Raw genomic sequence first — 17742 nt, 5'->3', positions numbered from 1 at the left:
CGTAGGGTACTACGTGATTTTTGCACCCTCGCAAGTTGCCAAATTGACGGCGTGCGATCAACCCGTCTTGTTGTTTTGTACTACGCTCTCAAAGAAGTCGCGGACTTCGATGGGCAGCGTGGCGATCCGTCGGTAGGAAATCGGATCGTTGATGATTTCCAACAGGAAGTTGGTGCCGCTACGGTTTTTCTGAATGCGGACACGGTGATTGCGCTTGGGATCTTCGATTTCTTTTTTCAACGACATACAGGTCCGGTAGTACGCAAACAGCCGCCGCCCGAAAGGCGTGGAGAATTTGTCGAAACAACGGTTCCGGCTCACGCGTTCGGTGGCACCCAATTCGAGAAGAGTTTTCAACTCCAGGGCCAAGACATCAGATTGGACATTCAAGCGTTTCGCCATTTTAATTTCCTTTTCCCCCCTCCACATTCACTCCCAGGGAAAGGGAACATACCAAATTTTGAACAAACTTTCAACAATATTTTGCGCGATGCGTTATCCGGGATTTTCCTTTTATTGAGACACTTTAGCTATGGGTTACCGAATGAAGCATCATTCATCTAAAGGGCTTGTGATCCTATTGCTTTCCGTGTTGTCAGGAATCGTTATCGCCTTCGTGCTTTGGTCGCTGGCGCGTACCGATCGCGAAATCGACAGACTGAAATCCGGGCAACTCTCCGCCCTGCCCACAGCGCGCGAAACCCATGAAGCCCATATCGCGGCCCGCGGCGGCGCGCGCGTATTTCCCTACGCCGCCGATTGCCACGACGCGATCGAATTCGGTCCCTTCGTTTTCGCCGCTGCGAGCAGCGCATTGGTGCGCGGTAACGGGGCGAGCGTGGACGTTTTTCACCGTGGCGGCGGATTGCCCGCGACGGATATCCTGGCGCTGGCGGTGTTCGAGGGCGCATTGCACGTGCTGGCGCCGGAGGGCTTGCTGGTGGCGGCCAGGCCGGACGGCGATCCGTTGATCATGCGGCGATATGCGCCGCGGGACGGAACTCGGCTGGTGGCGATGGCGGCCGACGCGACGCAATTGGTGGTGTTGGACGAGAAAGGTCGCTTGCTGCAGTTTCAAAACGACGCCTTTTTCGTGCTGGCCCCGGCGAAGGCGACGGCGGGGGCGCAGATGACCTTATACCAGGGGCGACCGGCGGTCGGCGGCCCGGCGGGTGATTTGTGGATGCTCACCGGCGCAGGCGACACGGCGCAGCGCGACACGCTGTGGCCCAAGAACGTCGCGGCGCAACCGGTGTTGGCGGTGGAGGGCGGCGAGGAGTCGCTGTGGGTCGGCACGGCGGGCGACCTGTGGCGCGTGGGGTCGTTCGGCGCGGAGTCGGCGCAAACCGGCGCGGCGGTGACGGCGATCGTCGAAGCGGACGACGGGGTCTGGCTGGGCGGCCCGACCGGTCGGCTGTGGAATCTGGATGGCGAGAAGGAATACGACGTGGGCGCGTCCATTCACGGCCTGCGCCGCGCGGGCGACGTTCTGCTGATCGCCGCCGACAACGGCGTATGGCGGCGCGCCGCGGGCGGAGACCCGGAACCGGCCTTGCCCGGCGAGCCCCTGCGACCCCTGCCGGAAGGTTACGTGTCGGCCATCGCGCCATTCACCGGCGGACGCCTGTTGGTGGGCACGCTCAACCGCGGCCTGGCGGTATTCGATCCGAAGGCGGGCAAAACCGTCGCCACGGCGCTGAGCCGCTTGGGCATCAACCGCGTGGTGATCGACGGTGCGAAGGTGTGGGTGGCCTCGACCAACGGCTTGTTTGTCTTGGATTCGAAGTTGGGTGTGCAGCGGATTTACAACAAAGAAGCGGGTTTGCCGCATCGTTATGTTTCATCGGTCGTGAGGCACGAGGGGAGCACCTACGTCAGCACGAGCCGGGGTTTGGCGGAGATCGGCACCGGCGGCGTGCGGGCCATCGACGCCTTTCACGGCCTGGCCGGTAACGCGTTGTACTGCCTGGCGGTGTTCGGCCGCGGCCTGGTGACCGGCGGCTTGTCGGGACTCACGCAGGTAGACACCGGGCGCGGCTTGCAGGCCCGGCGAAGCTGGACGGCGTCGGCGGGTGAATTGCCGCATAATTGGGTGCACGCCGTGGTGCCGGTCGATAAAGAGATTTTTGTGGGAACCTATGGTGGTGGTGTGGCGGTCGTAGGAGAAGACGGCAAAGTGCGGGTGATCACGGACACGGCGGGAATTTCGATCAATCCGGAAGCAGCGGTGCATCACGACGGCGTGTTATGTTTCGGAACGGTAACCCGCGGTTTGTTGGTGGGCCGCGGTTCCCGGTGGACGAGTTTCGATACGGGGCTGCCGTCCCGGAACGTGACGGCCTTGGCGGTCGTCGAGGACACCTTATGGGTCGGTACCGACCACGGTTTGGCGGGCTTGCCGTGGAATCAGGTCGCCGCAGCGGTGCGATGAGAGGGAGGCGTTGATGCGAGCGTGGACATGGGCTTTGGTTTTAGTGTTGGCCTGGGGCGGATTCGCCGCCGCGGATACCGGCGTACTCACGCCGTACATCGGCTCGCAAGAGCAGCCGGCCGACAGCCTTTCGTTGGACCACATGGAGATTCACCTGCGCGTCGACCACGGCATGACACACGTGGAGATCCTGCACGTCTACCAAAGCCATGCGTCGCGGATGTTGGAAGGCCGCTTTCGCATGGTCATTCCCGAGCAGGCCGACATCGACGGTTTCGCCGTGTGGGACGACCTGACCCGCATTCCCGGCGTGATCATGGAAAAGGCCGAGGCGCGGCGGCTGTTCGAGGAAATCGTGCGGCGGCAAATCGATCCCGGCCTCATGGAGACCGGCGACGAGCCCACCGTCGTCAACGAGTTTACCGCGCGTGTCGCGCCGATCGCGCCTTACGGCGGCAAACGCCTCGAAATGAGCTACCGCTGGCCCACGCCGATCGAGCGCGGCATGTTGGACATCGTGCTCCCGTTGCGCCCCGGCGCGGGCGGCGCCCAGCGGGTGGGGCGTTTGGTCATCGACATCGAAATCGAAGAGCTCGACGACCTGCCCATCGAGAGTGTGGCGTTTCACGGGGCCGAACTGCGGCCGGAAATCTTCAAGCGGGGCGAAAACTCGTTCACGGCGCACTATGAAGGCACGGACGTCGAGCTGAGCGAGGACCTGTCCTTCACCGTCGAGCTCAAGATGCCCGACACGTCGCTTAACGTGATCGCCTACCGCGATGTCGAGCACGTGGATTGGAGCATCAACCCCGGCAGCGGCGGGCATTTTCGCGACGCCGAAGGGTATTACCTGGCGCGCGTGTTGTTCGCCCCGCGCGAATCCAAAGCGGTGGGGCGGCGCAACGTGCTGTTCGTGGTCGACGGCAGCCTGTCCATGCTCGGCGATAAATTGCAGCGCACGGTCGAAATGATTCAAACCCTTACCGCGCAACTGGCGCCGGGCGACCGCATTGCCATGCTGTATGCCAACACGGAAACGCGGCGCGACAGCGGACCGCCGACCGCCGCCGATGCTGCGACGCGCGCGAAGCTGGACGACTTTTTGCGGAACCAAAACCTAGCCGGTGGGTTGGATCTGGGCGCGACGCTGACCCGTGCGGGCGAACTGCTGCCCGCTGAGGGTGAAAACATCGTCGTGTTGTTTTCCGACGGTCATCCGACGGCCGGGCTTCTGCGCTACCACGACATCGTGCAGGCGGTGAAAGCTTCGCCGCTAACCGAACGCGGAGCGCGGCTGTTTGCCGTGGGTGTGGGCAACGACGCCAATCGCACGCTGCTGACCGACTTGGCGGCGGCGGTTGACGGTCACTACACCTGGTGCGCCGACACGGCCGATGCGCAGGCGTTGGCCGAGACGGTCGCCGGTCGCATGTCGGCGATGGTGATGCGCGATATCCAGGTGAGCTTCGGCGATGCGGATAACCTCTTGGACTCCTACCCCGAGCGGCCGCCGGCAACTTTCGCGGGCAGTGAAACCGCGATCGTGGGGCGTTATCGCCGGCCGGGGAGCGACACCGTGACGCTGCAGTATCGGCCGGAAGACGGCCCGCCGGTGACGCGCACGTTTGTCGTGGAGTTGCCGGAAAAGGACACGGCCCACGACGGCATCCGACGCCGCTGGGCCAAGGCGCGTGTCGACTTCCTGCTCGGGCTGATCCGCCGCGACGGGGAAAAGCGGGAATGGGTGGACGAAATTATCGCGCTGTCCAAACGCTTCACCTTCGTGACGCCATACACGAGCTTTATCGCCGCGCCGCGCGCCTTGCTGCGGCCGCGCGTGATTCGCCCCGGCGACCCGATCCTGCGCGTGCAGACCGACCAGCCCGTGGCCGGGGTCTCCGCCGTGTTCCCGTGGGGCGTGGTCGCGCCGCTGACCTATTTGCCCGACGAGGACGTGTGGCAGGTTCGCTTCCTGGCCCCGGCGGGCTTCCCGGATGGGGCCTACGACTGCCAACTGGTGCTCAGCGACTACCAGGGTCGGCAATTCGTGGAGCCGAAAAGCTTTGTGCTCGACGGCAAAGCGCCGATCGTGAAGCGGGCCGGTTCGTGGCGACTGGTGGCCGGCGGCAACGCGCGCATCGCCGTGTATGCCGACTCCGATACGCGCACGCTGGCGGCGCGGTTGCCGTTTTCGGCCGCGACGTCGCTGCGTTGGGACGGTGAGGCCAAGGCGAATGTGGGGTATCTGGACATACCGGCGGGCGCTCCGCCGGGGCCGACGGTTCTGGAAATCTACGCGGAGGATACGGCCCACAACGTCAGCCGAACGGCGATCGATGTGGAGGTGATCCATGAATAAGCGCAGGACCCGAACCGGTGGATGGATCGTGGCGGCATCCGTCGTGTTGGCGACGATGTTAGGCGTGTTGTTGTGGTCGGTCCGCGACGGGCGCACGGCCTCTTGGGCCCTGGCGGGATTGCCGGGCAGCCAGGAGCGCATCGCGTCGTTCCCGGAAATCGTGAAGTTGTCGCAGAATCAGTTGCGGCCCATCGGCGACCTGGGCGCGCCGCCGTTCACGTTGGCCGACGGCGATTTCCCGGCCATCACCCCGACCGTGGAGAAGCAGAGCCTGCTCGGGGCCGACGCCCTGGCCCCGCGGCCGCCGCAACGCATCGTGAACGACCTATCGGGCCGCAACGCCTGGACGGCCGTTGAAGCCGCCGCGCTCGTGGGCGCGTACCTGGATTTGGGAAACGTCGAACAGGCCGTCGCCGTGCGGCGCGCGATGGTGGACGCGGCGCCGGACGATGACGAGACGCGGCGTGTTCTGCTGGATCTGCTGAGCGAACAGAACTTGGTCGGCGAATGGCTGGCGGCTTTGGACGAGTACATGGACGTGATTTTCGCGGAGGGGCCGAGCCTCACCGACAAAAAGGCACGCGTGAAAATGATTCAGCGGGCCGAGGGCTTGCTGGAGCAGCGGCGGTCGATGACGCGTCGCGCGTTGTTGCCCGAGACCGACAACGAGGCGTTTCGCGTCAAGTTGATCGATGCCTTTCCCAAGAGTGAGATGTTGATTCTTAGTTGGTCGCGGGAACTTAAGGACGCCGGCCGCTGCGACGACGTCGTCGCGCTGGTCGAGCCGCGGCTGGCCCGCTACGGGCCGAGTGTCGGACTATGGGAAATGATCGCCGGGTGTTACGAAAATCGCGGTCGCTTGGACGAGGTGACCACGAAGTTGGAGCAGGATCTGGACCCGGCGGAGGATCTGCGGTTTTCGCTGTACGCCGAACTATTGCGCAAAACCAAACGGCTCGATGCGCGGTTGGAGCAGGTGCGGGGCGCGTTGGCCGACAATCCCACGGTCAGCGATTTGTATGTGCTGGTGAACTTGGTGGAGCACAAAGAGGCCAAGGCGGTGTATGACCGCTATGCGCCGCAGATTGCCGCGCGCGCGCAGGTCGAGGAATTGCTGGCGCTGGCCAAGGTGGCCGGGCGGGTCGGCGGTTCGGTCGAGAGCGCGGGGTTGTATCTCGACGCGGCCGTGCTGGGCGGTGAAGAGAACCCGAAATTGTGGCTGCAGGCGGCGCAATGGATCAACGACCAAGGCGCGGTGGCCTGGCCCTTGGCGGCGTCCCCGGCGACGGCGCTTCGACCGAATTACACCGATACCGGCCCCGGCGTGGTCGGCGGCCTGCTGTCGCTGGGCACGAATCGGATGAACGCGCCCGAAGGGATGCGCGACCTGCCGAAGGTGGGCGCTCGGTTCGTGGCGAGTGCGCGCGCGACGCAACTGGCGCGGCGGGCATGGCTCAAGACCCAAGATCCGCAAACCGGTTTCGCGGCGGCGTCTTTTATCATCTCGATGCTCTCGTGCACCAAGCAACCCGACCGCATGGATCAATGGGCCGCGCAAACCTTCGATCGGTTCGGCCCCGACCAACTCGACGCAACCGAGGTGTTGGTCTGGCATGCCGACGCGGCGCGGCTGCGCAAGGATGTCGAGGGGGAAATCGCGGCCCTGCAGAGGGCGGTGGAGCACGGGCGCAAACTTGAACAACACGAAGCGGCCGACGCTGCCCAAGAACGGCTGGAAAACCGTCTCGTGGCCGAGAAGCGTTATGCGGCTGTCGTAGCGCTCAAGTGGGATCGTGTCGAGCGTTTCCCGGACGATGAAAACGCGATGCGCGACCTGCTTTCGTTCGCCGAGCGTTACAAGATGTTCGAGGATGTCGAGCGCGCCTACCGGCTGGGCATCAAGCGTTTCGACCAGCGCACCTGGTCGGACAAGTTCGCCCGGTGGCTGTTGCGCCGCCATCGGCAAGCCGATTTCGAAACCTTGGTGGACGAGATGGCCCGTGCCATGGGCGAAGGAGACCTGGGCCGTTTTCTGAACGACCACGTGCAGTACCGCTCCAAACGCGACGCGCAGGACTGGTTTTTCGAAAAGATCTACCTGATTGCCGTCGAGCGCTTCCCGGCCAATATTTCGCTCAACAAGCGCCTGCTGGATTTCTACGACTACAAAGGCTGGAGCCACCGAAACCCGCGTCAGGAATTCCAAGTCAAGTTCCTCGACCTGGCCCTGCGAATCGCGGCGCTCGACGACACCGTGCCGCCGCGGTTGCTGGCCCGCCTCGGCCAACACGACATGCTGCGCGGCGCCATCGCCAAAATGGAACAGCAAAGCCAGTTGCAGCCCGTCGAAGTGTATCTATGGACGCGCGCCCAGCAGCACCTGGCCCGCCCGGAAGCGGCGCGGCAGGGCTATGACATGCTGGCCCGTCATTGGCCGCGCCACCCGGCGGTGACGCAAGCGCTGGCCACGGTCTCGCGCAGCCTCGGTAACAGCTATTACGTGCGCGACGCGCAACTGTATCAAGCCGCAGCGGAACATTACGGCGCCCTGGCCGCCCGGCGACCGCTGAACACCGAACTGCCGACGTTGCAGGGCGAGGCGTGGGTCGAAGCGGGTCGGCCGCGGGAGGCGGCAACGGTTTGGGAGAGCATCATCGCCATGGCCCCCGGCGAGGAATCGCGCTGGCTGGAAGTGGCGACACTGTACTGGGATTACTACCTGGCCGAGCAAGCCAAGCACACGCTGCAAAACGCGCGCACGCGGCTATCGGAGCCGGATCTCTACGCCAAGGAAATGGCCTACTTGTTGGAAGACGAGGGCCGGGTCGACGACGCGGTCGCGGAGTTGGTCAAAGTGATGTTGGGCGTGGACCGCTGGATGCCCGCGTACGCCGAAGTGCAGCGCCGGCTGGACTATGTCGTGCGCAAGAAGAAGACCACCGCGGCCAAGGTCGAAGCGGCCTTCTGGCGGCGACTGCGGCGCGAGGGTCGACGCGACAGCGAAGGCCTGCAATACGTCAACTACCTGCGCCGCCGCGGGGAAATCGCCAAGGCGAAGCGTGCGGCGTACAATCTGCTGCCGCTGTATGAGAAAACTGTCTTTGCCGAGGGCGCTTACAAATTTTTTGCCCAGTACGGCGATCACCGGGGGGGCGAAACCTGCCTGCGGCGCCTACTGAAAATCAGCGAACGAGACCCCGGCATGCTGCGTCGCGCGGCCGGTTACTACGAGGGTCGCGGTCACTTGGCGAAAGCGGACAAGATCGTCAATGAACTGCTGTCGCGGGCCGAAACGCCTTCGGAGAAGACCGGTAAACAGCGCTTCGCGGCGGAGTACTTCTGGCGTACCAAACGGCAAGACCGCGCCCTGGAATTCTACCGCCGCATCGCCGAACGCGACGACGGCTCGCACACCGCCGCCTGGATCACCTATGCCGCCCGCGCCCGCGAACACGGCCAGGCCGATCGAGCGCTGGCGGCGCTGCTAAAGCTGCACGAAAAAGAGCCCCTCGACGATTCGATCAACGAGGCGATCGCCGCCGCCTACGCTGCTCGGCAAGACCGGGAAGGCTTGGTGGCGTTCTACGAGGACATCCTGCAGACCTTGCAGCGCTCGAACTGGAGCCGCCGCAACCGGCAGAACCGGGAAACCGCGATGCGCACCCAACTGATCGCGGCGCTCACGGAGATGGGTCGCCGGCGCGAGGCGATCGAGCATCACATCAAGATCGTCAACCTGAAATCGCCGGACACCGAGGTTGTGGAAAGCGCCATCGCCTACGCGCAGCGCTACGATCAGGTCGCCCCGCTGCTGGCCTACTACGAGCGGGAAAGCAAGCGCGCGCATCGTGATTTCCGCTGGCAATACGTGACCGCGCAAATTTACGAGGCCGAAGGCCGGTACGCCGACGCGGCCATGCTGCTGGGCAAGGCCGTTATCAACGAGCCGCAGCGTATCGATCTGCTGGAACGACGCGCGCTCGTGCTGATCAAGGCCGGCAACTTCGACGGCGCGGTCGAGGTCTACAAAACGCTCGACGGCCGCCGCCTGACCGGCGACGACTATCAAATGCGCATCGCCGAGGTGCTGTATGTCGCCAAGCGGCCGGCGGAAGCCGAGGCGTGGCTGGACGAAGTGCTCGGGGCCGAAGATATCGACCACATGCGGCAAGTGAAAGCCGCCTTTTTGGCCGACCGTTTCGGGCGCGCCGTGGCCGCGCGGCGTTACGCGGGCGAGGCCATGGCGGCGATTTTGGATCAGCCGGAAAAGCGGTCGACGGGCACTGATTTCTACGAACTGTGGCTGCGCAGCGAAATGCAGACCACCGGCGTCCAACGAGCGTTGCAAGCCTTGGAGCAGACCAGAGGTCACTTCGAGGCGGCGTCGGCCGTGGCTCATCCGATCGGTCGCAAACGTATCCGGCAGACGCTCAACCAGTTGCACGGCTTGACGCGGGCTTTCCTCGCCACGTGGCTGGGCGAGTACGCCACGGCTGCCGAGCGCGACGCAGCCGGCGCATCTTTCGACCGGTTGGTTCGGGCGGAAATCGAAGATGCGAACGAAAGACGGCGCGACCGAGCCTACGGGCGGGCCATTACAGCAGCCACCACGGCCGGTCTGCCCGATTTGGCGTCACGCCTGCGCGGCGAACGCCTGCCGGAAATGGACGAACGCGCCACGAGTCGAAGCAACAGCGTGATGGCTCTGCTGCCCAAGCGCATGGCTACCGAGCCCTTTGATGAACTGCTGGCCGAAATCGACGGTTTGCCCAAATTCAATCGGTACGGACATCGGAACGTGGCGCAGCTCAAGGCGAACATGGCGCGGGCGCTTGGATTTAGGGAAATCGAACGGACCGCGTTGCGGCAAATGATGGCCTTTGACCGCGAGAACGATTGCCTGCGCAATCCGCAAGGATACGAGGCGCGGTACTTTTCGCTTTTGTCCCCGGCGGAACTCGATGAGCTTTGCGCCAAGCCGTATAAGCATTCCGGCCCGTTGTTGACCTGGTTGGCCAGGCAGCACGAAACCGCGCGCGCCGTGCAGGTCATCGACGCGAGATACAAAAACAACGACTCGCTGTGGAAACTGGCGGTCAAAACGCTGCTGTACCAGCACGACGAGAAGTTCGTTGCCGAAACTCGCGCGGGTTACCAAGAGATGCTCGGCCTGCCCTTGGCGATCGGGCGTTGGGCCGACGAAGAGGAAGGTCAACACTGGGCCGGTCGCCTCTGGACTCATTACGCGCACCGCTACGGCGCCTGGCTGGCGCTGCAGGACGACGAGCAAGCGCTCGATATGCTCTACGCCCGACCCGAGCGGTGGCCGATCACTCAGAAGGCGTATTTGGACGTGGTCCGGGCGCTGGACGAAGCCGGTCAACACAAGGACGCGGCGGAGTTCCTGGATCGGGCGGGTCAGTTCGGCCGCACCGAAACGCTGATATTGGCGCGCGCCGATCACTTCAAGGCGCAAGGCAAAAAGCGCGACGCGGCGCGGGAGTACGACAAGCTCCTCGAGGGCCGGATCACGCTTCATCGGGTCACCGAGTACGCGAAACTGATGGCCGAAATCGGATACGCCAAAGAGGGCATGAAGCGTTGGAGTGACGAGTTGGCCGACCGCCTCCCGCGATTGGGCGCGTACGATCGTCGTGGGGCCGTGATTGCGCTGTCCCGTTTCGTGACGGAGCATTTTGGCGCCAAGCGAGCGACGGACGAGGTTACCGGCCTGCTGGCGACGCCCCATTTCGACACGCAGGATTTGCGCGCACTGGCCGAAGGCAAGAAATTGCCGGACAACCTGACGCTGTGGCTCTGGGCGGTGTCGGTGGAGCGGATCGCCGATGATCCGCGTGCCACCACCTACGCGAAAACATCGCTGGCGCGCGCGGCGCTGGTGCACGGCCTGGGTGCCGAACAGGAGCCGCTGTGCGCCGGGGCTCTCGCCCTGCTCAAAAAAATCGCGCCCGAGGAATACGAAGACCAATCGATTCGCTTGCAGCGCTTGCGTTACCTGCTGCTGGCCGAGGGCGTGAACGCGGCCGGGAAAACCGCAAGGGCTTGGGCGGGCAAAACCGGCGACTATCGTTTCGCCGGGCGCATGGCGAAGATCTTCGCCGACGCCGGGCAGCGGGATACGGCGGATCGGGTGTGGATCGCCTACTACGATCACGACAGCGAAGACGTGCGGCGCGACATCGACTGGTACATCCAGACGCGGGAGGATCGCCGCCGTGAAAACATGACGGCCTTGCTGATTATGGAAGCGCTGCTGCGCCAAGATCGCGAGGCCGACGCCATGCAACTGGCCACGGCGCTGGAAAACAATGCCGGGGAAGATGCGATTCTCCTTTCTTACCTGGCCCGCGCCATGGCCGATAACGCCGCGACCGACGCCGCGAAACGGCTGGCGAACAAGGCCGTTGATCTCGCGCCACGCTCCGTCGAAACCAACCGCGAGGTGGCCGTCGTATTTGTGATACTGGGTCGGGAAAAGCGCGCGGCGCAGGTGCTTTCCGATGCGTGGCAGCAACGCGTATTCGGCCAAAAAGAGCTGGGCAAACTACTTAGCGACATGGTTGCGGCCGTGCCCCGCGGTCGCGGCGGCGATTGGCAGGCGGCGGCCGAAATGCTGCCCGCGCCGCTACGGGAACTCACGCTGGCGTACTGGTTCGTGCACGAGGAGAATGCCGAAGAGGCCCGCGCGGCGTTGACGAATCTGGGACCCCCGCTCCGGTACCCGCGCCTCGTGTGGTCGTTACGCGCGGCGGCGGAGCGGTTGGCCGCGAACACCAAGGCCGAGCGAATCGCGTGGGGCCGCACCCTGCATTTGAACCCGGACGACTCGCGCGCGGCGCGCCGGCTGGCCTGGTTGCAATTGGCTGACGAACCTTTCGGCGGGTTGCTGCGGCTGCATCGTCAGGGCATGCCGATCAACCCGGCGGGTTATGCCGACGGCCTGGCAGGCAATCCTTTCGAAAGCCGCCGCTTCACCCAATGGCTCAAGAAGGTGCCGGAACAGGAGCGCGAAGCGTTGGCGCTGAGCATTGCCGAAGCGGCGAGCCGTATCGGTTTGTTGGGCGTGGCGACACTCGTGGCGGAAACGGCCCGCGACCTGCGCGGCGATAAAGCGTCGCGAAGCCTGCGCCGGCGCGCCGAGAAATTGAGAGACGAATGGAACGAACAACTCGCGGCGCGGCCCACGGTGTTCGTCCCCAGTCTGGAGAAGGCACAGTGAGGAGACCGATGATGCGAAAAGCGACGTTGCTGGTGATGGTGATGGTCGGTGCTTGGGCCTGGGTTGCGAGCGCCGCCGCGGCCGAATCGCTGCTGGCGCAGGTGCCCGACCGGCCTCTGATTGCGGTGCATGCGAAAGACCTGGGCCGTTTGGTCGACAAATTGAAGACATTGCCGGCGGCGCAAACCTACTTGAAAAGCAAGGCCCGCGACGCCTACGCCGACTCGAAGCTGGCCCTGAAACTCGCGGCCCGCGCCAAGAATCTCAGCACGCTGGCCGGGATGGATTTGACCTTCGAGACGCTGGTCAAACACGCCCGTTCGGAAACGGTCCTGGCGCTGTACGACATCGGCGAGCTCGAGTTTTTGATTCTGGCCCGCATGAGCCCGGCCGCGCAGGCGGAGTTGTCGTTCGTTAAAAAGCGCGCCGATTTCACCGAGCGCGTCTACGCGGGACATACCTACCGCGCGAAAATCGACTACGACGCGGGCTTCTCATTCGTCTTTTATCAGGAAGGCGATTTGCTCCTTGTCTCCTCGGTGCCTGAATTGATCGAAGGCGCACTGCTGGCGCGCGACGCCGACGCCAAGCAACCGCGCTTGGTGGACGAGGCCGATTGGCGGGCGATTGTGAAGCAAGACGAGTTCGGCGGGGCCGATGCCCGCCTGTTCGTCGACTTGAAACGTTTGGTGAAGGACCGCTATTTCCGCAACTACTGGGTGTGGCGCAATTGGCGCGCCTTTGAGGGCACGCGCGCGGCGGGCGCCGGCTTTTGGTGCGAAAGCGATGCCGTCACCGAACGCCGGGTGCTGCTTGGCCCGACGATGGACGCCCCAAAGACGCGAATCCGATACACGGGCGCGGGCATGCAGGAGTACGCGGCCGGCGGCGAGAGGACGAGCGTCGATCTCGCGGCGCATTTCGGCTGGTCTGAAGTCGACCTGGATTGGGATCAACAAACGCGGTCGCGGCTGCTGATCGTTGAGCCCTACGCCGACCCGAATACGGGTCTGACGGACGTGCACCGGGCGGCGGTCGTGGAGTGCGATGTGTCACCCGCGGCGGCGTTGTCGGCCGTGGCCGAGCAAGTGCGCAAGGAGCATCCGGCGCTGGTCGCTCGCCTGCAGGTGCGGGAGACGCCAACCGGTGCGGTGCTCGACGTAGTACCCGGGCTGGCGGGCCTGGCGGCGCAGCGGTTGGGTCCGCACTTGGTTCTGGCCAACGACGCCGCGTACTTGGAGGAGGTCACCGGCAAACTTAGGACCAAAGAAAACCGGCACATTCGCGTATCGCGCGTCGACAAGGCGGCGGCGCGGCAGTTGGTGACGTTTCTCACCCAAGCCGATCAACTGCGCGTCGTGTACGGCGCGGAGTTTCTCACGGAGATCCTGCCGGATCTACTGCGCGCGGCGGCCGAATTCTCGGAGTTCACCACCGAGACCACACCCTTCGCGGGCGGTTTGATGCAGGAGACCCATTGGCGTTGAGACGATTGATCCCGGTGTTGCTCCTGTGGCTGCTGCCGAGTATGGCGGCGGCGGCAGGCCCGGCGCAGGCGGTGTGGTTGTTCGACGCCGAAAGCGGCTTGCTGCTGCGAACCGAGCACGCGGGCTCCCCGGCGGATCAGGCCGCATTGGCGCGAGTCGGCCCCGGCTCGACACTAAAACCCTTCTTGTTGTTGGCGGCTCTGCAAGGCGGTTTGAACGCCCGGCAGACCGTCCTTTGCCCGTCCCGACCCATCGCTGCGCCGCCGGAAACGCGGTGTTGGCTCGCGGCGGGGCATGGCGCGACGGACCTGCGGCGCGGGGTGGCGCACTCCTGCTCGACCTATGCGCGGCACGCTTGCCGGCACGTGGACGCCGACCGCTATCGCCGGTTGCTTAGCGAGGCCGGATTTCACGACCTGCCGGACGCGGCGAATTTTCGCGCGATGGGTTGCGAGGGTTGGATGGGCGCGCAGCCGGGCATCGCGGCGACCGCGGCGGAACTGGCGCAGGCGTACCGTTGGCTGTGGAAGGAATTGCGCGGCCGAAAAGGCGCGGGCCCGGCGGCTTTGCGGGCCGGACTGACCGAAGCGTGCTTGACCGGAACCGCGGCGGGCGTGCGCCGGGGCCGGGCGCTGCTTTCGGTGGCGGGCAAGACCGGCACGAGCGCCGGGCCGAGCGGTCGGCAGGTCGGGGTTTTTGTCGGTTTGACGCCGGTGGAGAAGCCGAGGCGGATCATCGTGGTGATGATGCTCGATGGTGACGGCGCCACGGCGGCGGAACTGGCCGGACGCGTTTTGGCGAAGCAGAGTTTTACCGCGCCGTGACGGCGCAGCGAACGCCCTTGTCGTCCAGGCGTACGCCGGCGTGCCAGATTTGCCGGTAGTAGGACGGCGCTTCGGCGAGGCCCGAATACCACGACGAGCCGCGTGCCACGTAATGGTGAGCGGGTAAAGATTCCGCGGTGGTCACCCACTCCTTCACGTTTCCGCACATGTGACGCAGACCCGAGGCCGTGTCGCCCGCCGCGAGGGCGGTGACCGGCGCGGAATAGGGGTAGCCGTCATTCCAATCGGCGGTGGCCCAATCCATCTCACACTGCGCGCCGCATAAGTTGGCGCGTTTCCCGGTCGGCGGCTCTTCGCCCCAGGGGTAGGTTGCGCCTTGTGCCCCGCGGGCGGCGCGTTCCCATTCGAACTCGCCGGGCAGTCGTTTGCCGCGCCACAGGCAGTAGCGTTCGGCCTGCTTGTAAGAAAGAAGCGCCGGGTGATCGGGCAGCCAGTGATCGCGGATGATGGGCATCTTTTCGATGGGGAGGCATTGCTTCGCGGCTACGCATTCGTTGTATTGCGCGTTGCTGGTTTCGTAGCGATCGAGATAGAACGCGGGCACGCGATGGGTCCCGGCGGGCAGGTGCTGGTCGTCACGCAACGCGACCCCGGAGGTGCCCAGAGGCACCGTGATGCTCGGCAAACGGACCATGTCGCGCAAGTCGGCGCGGTGGGACGAAAGGTTCCAGCGGATGTTGGTTTGCAGGTGGTCGACCAGTTCTTTTTGCCAGCGCGCGTCGGGCGCCTCATCGAAGCCGTAGGCGTACACGGAGCGCACGGGGTCCAGGTCGCCCGCGTTGGGGGCGGCCGGTGTGGATTGCGGCGACGTTGTCGACTCAGGCGGCGGCGCGGTCGGATTCTTATCGCACGCGACCAGACCGGTCAGGCAAAGCAGGCCGAGCGCCAGTCGCAACCAGTAACGCGGAGGGTTCATCATGGCCGTCAACTTAGCGTTAACCGCCGGTGTCAACAATCGGGCGCCGGGCGCAACCTTGACATCCATTCGCCGTCACCGTACCGTTTTTTTTCGCCCCATAAAAAGGATCGAAACTACAATGAGCGAGTCGAAGAACCTCGTCGGCCGGCTGGTCGACGCAAGCGAAGAGAAGTTGCAGGACATCGCCGATGAACTCTTGTCCAACCCCCGCTTCGCCGAAGCGCTGGGCCGGGCGATTCGACGCGCCGACGAAACCAAAGGCGCCGTCGACCGCAATCTGCGCTTGGTGCTCAACATGGTCAACGTGCCCACGAAGGCCGACTACGACGACTTGGTGCGCAAGGTCGTGAAGTTGGGCGACACGATCAGCAAAATGGAAACGCGGCTCGACGCCATGGCCTCCCGGTTGGAGAAATTGGCCGACCGATGGGAAGAAGCGAACGGTCGTTAGCGCGGTCGCCGAGAGGAGAAAAACCGTGATGCGGAAAATCGCTTTCGTCAACGAAAAGGGCGGCAGTTGCAAGACGACGTTCGCCGTGAACATCTCCTCGTACCTGGCGCGGCGCGGCGACAAGGTCTGCTTGATCGACATGGACCCGCAGGGGCAAGTGGGCAAGTCCCTGGGCTTCGATGTGGTGGCGATTCAACCGAGCATATTCGATGTGTTGACCAATCCGGATGTCGCGGCCCGCGACGCCGTATTTTCGACCTCCGATGAAAACCTGAACGTGATCGTCGCCAACAAGTCGCTGGTGGATTTCACCGTGCTGACCGCGAACGACGAAGACCGCGTGTTCAAGTTGAAGAACAAGCTCGACCGCCTGCGGGGTTACGATTGGATCGTCATCGACAGCCCGCCGTCGTTGGGTTTACTGACGCTCAACATCATGATGGCGGTTAAGGAAATCGTCATTCCGGTGAGTCTTACGTACCTGGCGCTGGACGGCGCGAGCGAGATTCTGGAGACCGTCGAGAACGTTCGCCGAACGTACAAGAAGCGCGATTTGAAAATCTCGATGGTCGTGCCGACCTTGTATCGCCGCACCCGCCTCGCCGACGCGATTTTGGGCAAGCTGCGGGAGTTCTTCGGCGAAAGCCTGGCGAAGTCGGTCATCGGGTACAACGTGGCGATCGACGAAGCGCAAAGCATGGGCCAGACCATCTGGGATTACGCGCCCCGCAGCCGCGGCGCCGAAATGCTCTCGGCCTTAGCCGAAGAAATTATCGCCGTCGACGACTGACCGCCCGCCTTTCCAATGAGATCAATCAGGAAGGGTCGCCAACGCCGCGATAATGCCGGCACGGGCGCGCTCGCGCAGGGCTTCCAAGTCCGTAGCCCCGGCGAAGGGGTCGGGGTCGGCTAACAATTGTTCGACTTTTTCCGTCATTGCCGCCGGCCAGTTGTCATCCAGCGGAACCAACCAACGCGATAGACCGAGATCCGCCACCAGGCTGCGCACTTTCGGCGCGTAATCGAGCGCGACAAAGGGCGTGCGCATGCGGTTGGCGAACAACACCGGGTGCATGCGGAACGAAACCAGCGCGCGCAAGCGACCGATCACACCAAGCAAAGTGCGTGCGGGCCAGTCGCGAATCGGCGCGACACGCGGCAGGTCATCGGCGCGGGAGGCGATGCGGTGGGCGACGATTTCGTCCTCGGGCAGCATCGTGGGCAGCAGCACAACCGCATGACCAGCCGCCTCCAGACGGCGGACCAGATCGGCCAGCGAAGCGATCATCGTGTCCACCAAGCGCGTGTCGGGCCGGTACAAATCGGCGAGCTTGAACCACGCGCAGGGCACCAGGCCTACGACCGGCCGTTGTTCGGAACCCACCAGTTGGGTCCAGGCTTCCTCGATAAGTTCCGGCGGAGCGGGGTCGAGCAGGTGGGCCGTGTCGGCGGCGACTGAGGCCGATTGACGCACGCCCGCGCCGCGCAGCACTTTCGCCGAGTGTTCGTCACGCACGACGAGCGGCTCGACGCCGTGCAGGCCGTGCCGCGCCAGTCGGCGACCCGCGGCCGTGGCCAAGGGGCCGACGCCGACGTTGACGAAACCCGCGCTGCGCCCGCGCCATCGCGACCACACGATGGGGGCGAGGATTCCGGCCAGCGTGGTCAGGGAAAGATCGTGAATCCAATGCCCACCGGCATACCAGAGCGCCTGCGTTCCGGCCAGTTCGCGCAGGAAGCGCACGACGCCGACGGGCAACCAGTACATCCAATCGAAACGCCGCGCGTGCCGGGCGTCGAGGGCGAGTTGATGCAGGACGCCGTCGGCAGCCACGGGGTCGTCGGGGATCCAGGCGGCGTCGAAACCGCCGGGGCCGTAGGTGACCATTCGCAGGTGAAGCGTCGGTGAAACGTCGCGTATGCCATCGACGAAGGCGCGCCAGATGGCTTCATCGCCGAGGTTGCCGCAGCGGTACAATCCGAGCAAGCCGAGGGTGGTTTCCGCCATGG

Annotated in this window: 10 protein-coding genes; 7 read left to right on the top strand and 3 right to left on the bottom strand. The window is 64.5% G+C overall.

Annotated elements, in window-relative coordinates:
* Positions 1 to 57: 57 nt before the first annotated feature.
* A complete protein-coding gene (locus P9L99_21480) occupies positions 58 to 402 on the bottom strand; it encodes a hypothetical protein (GenBank protein MDP8225947.1) in 345 nt (114 codons plus the stop codon).
* A gap of 142 nt (positions 403 to 544) precedes the next feature.
* Between P9L99_21480 and P9L99_21475 the strand changes: the two genes are divergently transcribed.
* The 5 genes from P9L99_21475 to P9L99_21455 are packed head-to-tail and all read left to right on the top strand — an operon-like array spanning position 545 to position 14341.
* Positions 545 to 2431 carry a hypothetical protein gene (locus P9L99_21475; protein MDP8225946.1) on the top strand — a complete coding sequence of 629 codons (1887 nt, stop codon included), beginning with the start codon at positions 545 to 547 and terminating at the stop codon, positions 2429 to 2431.
* 13 nt (positions 2432 to 2444) lie between these two features.
* Entirely contained in the window at positions 2445 to 4790 is a 2346-nt protein-coding gene (locus P9L99_21470) for a VIT domain-containing protein (GenBank protein MDP8225945.1), read from the top strand.
* Positions 4783 to 12030, top strand: a complete 7248-nt coding sequence (locus P9L99_21465) for a hypothetical protein (GenBank protein MDP8225944.1) — start codon at positions 4783 to 4785, stop codon at positions 12028 to 12030. The genes P9L99_21470 and P9L99_21465 overlap by 8 nt, the downstream gene beginning before the upstream one ends.
* Before the next feature lie 11 nt (positions 12031 to 12041).
* Positions 12042 to 13517, top strand: coding sequence for a hypothetical protein (locus tag P9L99_21460; GenBank protein MDP8225943.1), 1476 nt, complete (start codon positions 12042 to 12044; stop codon positions 13515 to 13517).
* A complete protein-coding gene (locus P9L99_21455) occupies positions 13514 to 14341 on the top strand; it encodes a penicillin-binding transpeptidase domain-containing protein (protein MDP8225942.1) in 828 nt (275 codons plus the stop codon). Before P9L99_21460 ends, P9L99_21455 begins: the two co-directional genes overlap by 4 nt.
* On the opposite strand, the gene P9L99_21450 is transcribed toward P9L99_21455, so the two are convergent.
* Positions 14328 to 15347 (bottom strand): SUMF1/EgtB/PvdO family nonheme iron enzyme, encoded by a 1020-nt coding sequence (locus P9L99_21450; protein MDP8225941.1) that lies wholly within the window; start codon positions 15345 to 15347, stop codon positions 14328 to 14330. The two genes, P9L99_21455 and P9L99_21450, sit on opposite strands and share 14 nt — an antisense overlap.
* Positions 15348 to 15399: 52 nt before the next feature.
* On the opposite strand from P9L99_21450, the gene P9L99_21445 reads away from it, so the two are divergent.
* Together P9L99_21445 and P9L99_21440 are read left to right on the top strand one after the other, a co-directional pair.
* On the top strand, positions 15400 to 15732 hold the full coding sequence (locus P9L99_21445; protein MDP8225940.1) for a hypothetical protein: 333 nt from the start codon (positions 15400 to 15402) through the stop codon (positions 15730 to 15732).
* A gap of 28 nt (positions 15733 to 15760) precedes the next feature.
* The gene (locus tag P9L99_21440; GenBank protein ID MDP8225939.1) at positions 15761 to 16522 is read left to right on the top strand and encodes a ParA family protein; all 762 of its coding nucleotides are present in this window, start codon (positions 15761 to 15763) and stop codon (positions 16520 to 16522) included.
* 21 nt (positions 16523 to 16543) lie between these two features.
* Here the strand turns inward: P9L99_21440 and P9L99_21435 are convergent, their stop codons facing one another.
* Positions 16544 to 17740, bottom strand: coding sequence for a polysaccharide pyruvyl transferase family protein (locus P9L99_21435; GenBank protein ID MDP8225938.1), 1197 nt, complete (start codon positions 17738 to 17740; stop codon positions 16544 to 16546).
* Positions 17741 to 17742 lie beyond the last annotated feature (2 nt).

Origin of the sequence: Candidatus Lernaella stagnicola (assembly GCA_030765525.1) — a bacterium.
GTDB lineage: Bacteria > Lernaellota > Lernaellaia > Lernaellales > Lernaellaceae > Lernaella > Lernaella stagnicola.
This window is presented reverse-complemented; position numbering and strand designations above follow the sequence as displayed.

Bases quoted from the DNA above. Each gene is read 5' to 3' on its own strand.
- P9L99_21450 (MDP8225941.1), bottom strand. From the start codon at position 15,347: ATGGATGTCAAGGTTGCGCCCGGCGCCCGATTGTTGACACCGGCGGTT.
- P9L99_21470 (MDP8225945.1), top strand. From the start codon at position 2,445: ATGCGAGCGTGGACATGGGCTTTGGTTTTAGTGTTGGCCTGGGGCGGA.
- P9L99_21465 (MDP8225944.1), top strand. From the start codon at position 4,783: ATGAATAAGCGCAGGACCCGAACCGGTGGATGGATCGTGGCGGCATCC.
- P9L99_21440 (MDP8225939.1), top strand. From the start codon at position 15,761: ATGCGGAAAATCGCTTTCGTCAACGAAAAGGGCGGCAGTTGCAAGACG.
- P9L99_21435 (MDP8225938.1), bottom strand. From the start codon at position 17,740: ATGGCGGAAACCACCCTCGGCTTGCTCGGATTGTACCGCTGCGGCAAC.
- P9L99_21480 (MDP8225947.1), bottom strand. From the start codon at position 402: ATGGCGAAACGCTTGAATGTCCAATCTGATGTCTTGGCCCTGGAGTTG.
- P9L99_21445 (MDP8225940.1), top strand. From the start codon at position 15,400: ATGAGCGAGTCGAAGAACCTCGTCGGCCGGCTGGTCGACGCAAGCGAA.
- P9L99_21475 (MDP8225946.1), top strand. From the start codon at position 545: ATGAAGCATCATTCATCTAAAGGGCTTGTGATCCTATTGCTTTCCGTG.
- P9L99_21460 (MDP8225943.1), top strand. From the start codon at position 12,042: ATGCGAAAAGCGACGTTGCTGGTGATGGTGATGGTCGGTGCTTGGGCC.